General features: G+C 99.6%; 1 protein-coding gene. It reads right to left on the bottom strand.

The genetic code is table 11. The features are described 5' to 3' along the window. A partial coding sequence (locus ACTHTS_RS11400; protein WP_268083134.1) for a hypothetical protein occupies nucleotides 1-255 on the bottom strand: 255 nt, incomplete at both ends.

Below are 255 nucleotides of genomic sequence, written 5' to 3'. Positions count from 1 at the left end.
CCCCCCCCCCCCCCCCCCCCCCCCCCCCCCCCCCCCCCCCCCCCCCCCCCCCCCCCCCCCCCCCCCCCCCCCCCCCCCCCCCCCCCCCCCCCCCCCCCCCCCCCCCCCCCCCCCCCCCCCCCCCCCCTCCCCCCCCCCCCCCCCCCCCCCCCCCCCCCCCCCCCCCCCCCCCCCCCCCCCCCCCCCCCCCCCCCCCCCCCCCCCCCCCCCCCCCCCCCCCCCCCCCCCCCCCCCCCCCCCCCCCCCCCCCCCCCC

This window comes from Neisseria sp. P0019.S003 (assembly GCF_051957115.1).
GTDB lineage: Bacteria > Pseudomonadota > Gammaproteobacteria > Burkholderiales > Neisseriaceae > Neisseria > Neisseria flavescens_D.
This window is presented reverse-complemented; position numbering and strand designations above follow the sequence as displayed.